The 4,308-nt window shown below is 37.2% G+C and carries 6 protein-coding genes; all 6 read right to left on the bottom strand.

Features of this window, described 5'->3' with window-relative positions:
• Positions 1 to 350, bottom strand: a 350-nt coding sequence (locus R3333_RS12745; RefSeq protein ID WP_318959156.1) for a DUF1573 domain-containing protein, incomplete at its 3' end; no start/stop codon positions are given.
• A 99-nt stretch (positions 351 to 449) separates the two neighbouring features.
• A complete protein-coding gene (locus tag R3333_RS12740) occupies positions 450 to 1,025 on the bottom strand; it encodes a hypothetical protein (RefSeq protein ID WP_318959155.1) in 576 nt (191 codons plus the stop codon).
• Positions 1,026 to 1,105: 80 nt separating this feature from the next.
• A complete protein-coding gene (def, locus tag R3333_RS12735; protein ID WP_318959154.1) occupies positions 1,106 to 1,696 on the bottom strand; it encodes a peptide deformylase in 591 nt (196 codons plus the stop codon).
• 77 nt (positions 1,697 to 1,773) lie between these two features.
• The gene (locus R3333_RS12730; RefSeq protein WP_318959153.1) at positions 1,774 to 2,979 is read right to left on the bottom strand and encodes a T9SS type A sorting domain-containing protein; all 1,206 of its coding nucleotides are present in this window, start codon (positions 2,977 to 2,979) and stop codon (positions 1,774 to 1,776) included.
• A 64-nt stretch (positions 2,980 to 3,043) separates the two neighbouring features.
• Entirely contained in the window at positions 3,044 to 3,871 is an 828-nt protein-coding gene (locus tag R3333_RS12725) for an AraC family transcriptional regulator (protein WP_318959152.1), read from the bottom strand.
• 72 nt (positions 3,872 to 3,943) lie between these two features.
• The gene (locus tag R3333_RS12720; protein WP_318959157.1) at positions 3,944 to 4,297 is read right to left on the bottom strand and encodes a RuvX/YqgF family protein; all 354 of its coding nucleotides are present in this window, start codon (positions 4,295 to 4,297) and stop codon (positions 3,944 to 3,946) included.
• Positions 4,298 to 4,308 lie beyond the last annotated feature (11 nt).

The raw sequence follows: 4,308 nt of genomic DNA, 5'->3' as shown, positions 1-4,308 counted from the left end.
TTGTCCGCATTAGAAGTAATAGTTACCGACTTATTGATTGGTCCTACTCGGTTAGTATCATATTTTACTTTAATCTCTGCTGATGCACCAGGAGCGATAGGCTCTTTAGGGCAAGAAGGAACTGTACATCCACAAGATCCTTTAGCGTTAGAAATCATCAAAGGCTGGTTCCCTGTGTTTGTAAATACGAATTCGTAAACTCCGTTTCCACCGTGCTCAATTGTACCGTAGTCGTGTAAAGTTTTCTCAAATTCGATTTGTGCTCCATCAACAACTTCTTGTGCTACAACTGTGTTAACAGCGAAGATAGCTGCGATTGCTAATGACAAAGTAAATAATGCCTTTTTCATAATTATTGTTTTTTATTTTGATTTTCTTACTACCAAATATACGTACAGTTCTCTATGCAAGTTGCTTTTTTAACAATACGTTAACAGAAAGAAATCAGACTACTTTGCATTCATTTTTTCGGTCAACTCGTCAAAACTTAAATCGATATTTTCTAATCTCGACTTCAGCATTTCTACTTGTTCCATCTCCATGTTTGCAGAATCCGCTAAAGCTTGACGAATAAGTTCTTCTGCTTTCTCTGGTTGTTCGTTGTCTATGGTATAATAAACAATTTGTGCTTGATAAATCCTATGAATATCCTTGTAGTCTGGGTATTCCTTTAACAAGGTAGCTCTCCATCGAGCAGCCTCTTCCTCTAAACGCAGTTGCATGAACAACATTTGAGCTTTGTCCAAAGACGTTGCTGTTGAAGGGTCCTCCGGAAAGTTTTTATACAAACTTAAATGTCTGTTGATTGTTTCGAGTACAGCATTACGATCAAGTTGTCCATTATTTTCCATGATGTTCTTGTAAATGACTTCCAAAGAATCATCCATCACTTGAATTCCTTCCTTAATGCTTTCCGCAGTAATTTCTGCAGGGGCCGTTTCATTTTTCACTTCTTCGGTTTCTCCTTTCGAAGAACAGGCCAACAACAAGGCACTGCAACCCGCCAATAAAAAGATTTTCTTCATGGTTTTGTTTTTTACGAATGTAATAAGAAAACAAAAAGAGCCAGCATATTTTATGCTAGCTCTTCAATTTATTGAGTAATCTATTTTCTTCCTTTTTTCTTCAGTGGAAATTTCATTCTGTAGTCAATATCCACTTCACCTTTAGAAATATTATTTAACTTCTTAGTGATCATTCTCTTCTTTAATGGAGAAAGGTGATCTGTAAACAACACACCATCTACATGATCATATTCGTGTTGAATTACACGTGCTGCATATCCAGAATACGTTTCTTCATGGAACTCCCAATTCTCGTCAAAGTAGGTGATAACGATAGTTTCTTTACGGTAAACATCTTCTCTTACTTTAGGAATAGACAAACAACCTTCCTGGAAGGCCCACTCTTCTCCACTCTCTTCTTCTATGATAGGATTGATGAATACTTTTTTGAAGTCTTTTAAACCTTTTGCTCTTTCGTCCTCGTCTTCATCTTCTGCAAATGGTGAAGCATCTACCACAAACAAACGAATAGATTTCCCTATTTGAGGAGCCGCTAAACCAACACCATGAGCTGCATACATGGTTTCCCACATGTTCTCAATTAACTTGTCTAATTCAGGGTAATCTTTATCGATTTCTTCTCCTTCTTTTTTCAACACCGGATCTCCGTATGCTACAACAGGTAATATCATTCTTATCAATTTTGAGCTACAAAATTAACAAATCTACCTTCAACCAAAAATTAAGAAGTAGAGAAACTCCTTATTTGTTACTTTTTAATCACTTTTTGATAGTTCTTTTGCACACCATCTCTAATTTCTAACAGATATACGCCACTATGTAAGAAGTCTAAATTGTGTTGCCCACTCGTGTTCATCGTATGCACTAAATTACCTTGCACATCATATAAACGAAAACTTGCATCCTTATTTTCTGAATCAAGATTCAATACACTTTCAAAGGGGTTAGGATACACTTTGAAATCTATCTCTTCTTGAAAAGTTGTTCCGAGTGTAGATGCATTCTTGGTATACCTCAACTCATTCCCCACCAATGCTATAGCATGATCTTCATCCGCAAAATCCATGTTGTAGATAGGGGCGTCAACTCCCACGTTGTACTCTATCCATTGTGTTGCATGCGTGTTGATACAAATGAAATATTTCCCGTAGTAACTCGATGCTATGAGCTTGCCAAACTGTTGATCCAAATCTATGACAGGCAATACGTTAAACCCATCTAAATTCAAGTCATAAACATAACCTGAACTCGCTTGAATACGCTGAGAAGGTCCTGTTCCTCCAAACTGTCTATAATTCACAGCCAATGCCGAATTAACCATCTCTAATCTTCCTCCTCCTATGACTTCTTGAAAATTCTGAGTAAATACTGTGTCTACTGTCACAAACCCGTCTGTGGAGTAATAATATTTTTCATGATAGTTTGGGTCTAAAATCAATCCATAGGTATCCTCCCATAGGTCTAAAGTCATGGTGTATGCTGTAAATGGTAAAAGCACCAAATTCGTCCAGGTGTCACCGTAGTCTGCAGATCTAATTATTTGCATAGCCCCATTGTCCTGATAATACGCGTAAACATAATCGTCTCCAATGACTATATCGTTAAAAGGAAGACCCGTTTGATTGATCCAATCTGCGCTAATCGTATCCCAAGTTACCCCTGCATCCGATGTTCTGTACACACCGCCATTCGCATTAACAAAGCCCAACTTACCATTAATAAATTGCGGTTTATGCAAAGAAGAAAAACCTCCAAATTGTTGAATAATGGACCAATTCTCTCCTCCATCCAAACTTTGATATAATTCACCTGTTGTCCCTGTTATATAGGCAGTATCAATGGCGGGATAACTTAATTCTCCATAAAAATATGGATTCCCTGCTGGAACTTGCCATTGTCCAAAACTAAGGGTCGTCAAGAGTAAGCATCCGAGTATGTTGTATATTTTTTTCATGGTCTGTAGTTTTTGTTTCTACAAAGATCGTTGAATCTTACCCCACATCCTTGTACAAAACATTTTAATCCTTGTAGATTTCTGCCTGTTTGAATTCAGTAGGCGTTACTCCTGAATGTTGCTTGAAAAACTTAGAGAAATGGGCCTCGTCAAAAAAGTTTACAGCCACAGCTATTTGAGCTATGTTCAATTCATTTTCCAACAACAATTGTTTGGCTTTGGCCAATATTCTCTCATTTTGCATATCGTGCAAAGTCTTGCCAAAATTCTTCTTCACCATTTTGCTCAATTTCGATTCACTCACACCCAAAGCTTCAGCATAAAAACTCAAACTCGGTTTTTGATGATAAGATGTATTGAGCAAACGCATAAATTCTAATACAAAAACACCGTCTACCTCATCTTGTTTATTGAGATTACCCGAAAGTTTCAATAAAATATGGGCCGCTAAATTTAGTCGTAAAGACTCATCTGTTCTATGACTAAAAAGCTCCTTGAAGTAAAAATTGAACACTTCAAATTCTTCGGATGTGGCAGTATATGTAACCGGACTCGCGATCAAATTAAAGAGTTTGGTTTCCTTATGAAAAACTTGTAATTGCTCCAAGAAATGATTGGAAAACGCCAAGGTAAATCCTTTGGAATCAGCAGTTCGTTTTAATTTGTGAGGAAAGGAAGCAGGCAAAATATGAAAACTCCCTGGTTGTGCTTGGTATAATTTACCAAACATCACATGCTCTCCTCCTCCTTCCAAGAAAATAAAAATTTCATTGTAGGTATGTGCGTGCATTTCTTCGAAGTTGTAATAGCTTTTTTCTTCCCAGGGAAAGACTTCGACTAACTTTTCTGATTTCCCGCTGTCTTCGAAAGAATATGAAGGGATATTTTGCATGTAGTAAAAGGAATTTGTATTCGCTTATACTACAAACGTAAGGTTAATATTATCCGTTGCTCAAAAGCAATATTACATTCCTAATTGTTGCATGTAAGATTGAAGAATTAGTGTAGCACTGATTTCATCTACCATGGCTTTGTTGCGACGTTGTTTCTTTTTCAAGCCGCTATCTATCATGGTTTGAAAGGCCATTTTAGAGGTAAAACGCTCGTCTACCATCACCACTTTCTGCGTGGGAAAATTCTTTTCCAAAGCGATTTTCAATTGACGCACATTCTCAGAACTGTGGGTATCCTCATTGTTTAAACGTTTAGGTTCGCCCAAAACGATAGTACCAACACCCAACTTAGGAATCTCTGCTTGTAGATAGCTCATTAAGTCGCGAGAATCTACCGTAGTTAAGCCCGAAGCGATAATATTCATTTTTTTTAATT

The organism is Lishizhenia sp. (assembly GCF_033720595.1).
Lineage (GTDB): Bacteria > Bacteroidota > Bacteroidia > Flavobacteriales_D > Crocinitomicaceae > Lishizhenia.
Note: the sequence above shows the minus strand (reverse complement) of the source record. Positions and strands in the feature narration are given on the sequence as shown.

What these genes read in the sequence shown, in the direction of transcription:
- R3333_RS12720 (WP_318959157.1), bottom strand. Translation starts at nt 4,297, where the DNA reads ATGAATATTATCGCTTCGGGCTTAACTACGGTAGATTCTCGCGACTTA.
- R3333_RS12725 (WP_318959152.1), bottom strand. Translation starts at nt 3,871, where the DNA reads ATGCAAAATATCCCTTCATATTCTTTCGAAGACAGCGGGAAATCAGAA.
- R3333_RS12740 (WP_318959155.1), bottom strand. Translation starts at nt 1,025, where the DNA reads ATGAAGAAAATCTTTTTATTGGCGGGTTGCAGTGCCTTGTTGTTGGCC.
- R3333_RS12730 (WP_318959153.1), bottom strand. Translation starts at nt 2,979, where the DNA reads ATGAAAAAAATATACAACATACTCGGATGCTTACTCTTGACGACCCTT.
- def (WP_318959154.1), bottom strand. Translation starts at nt 1,696, where the DNA reads ATGATATTACCTGTTGTAGCATACGGAGATCCGGTGTTGAAAAAAGAA.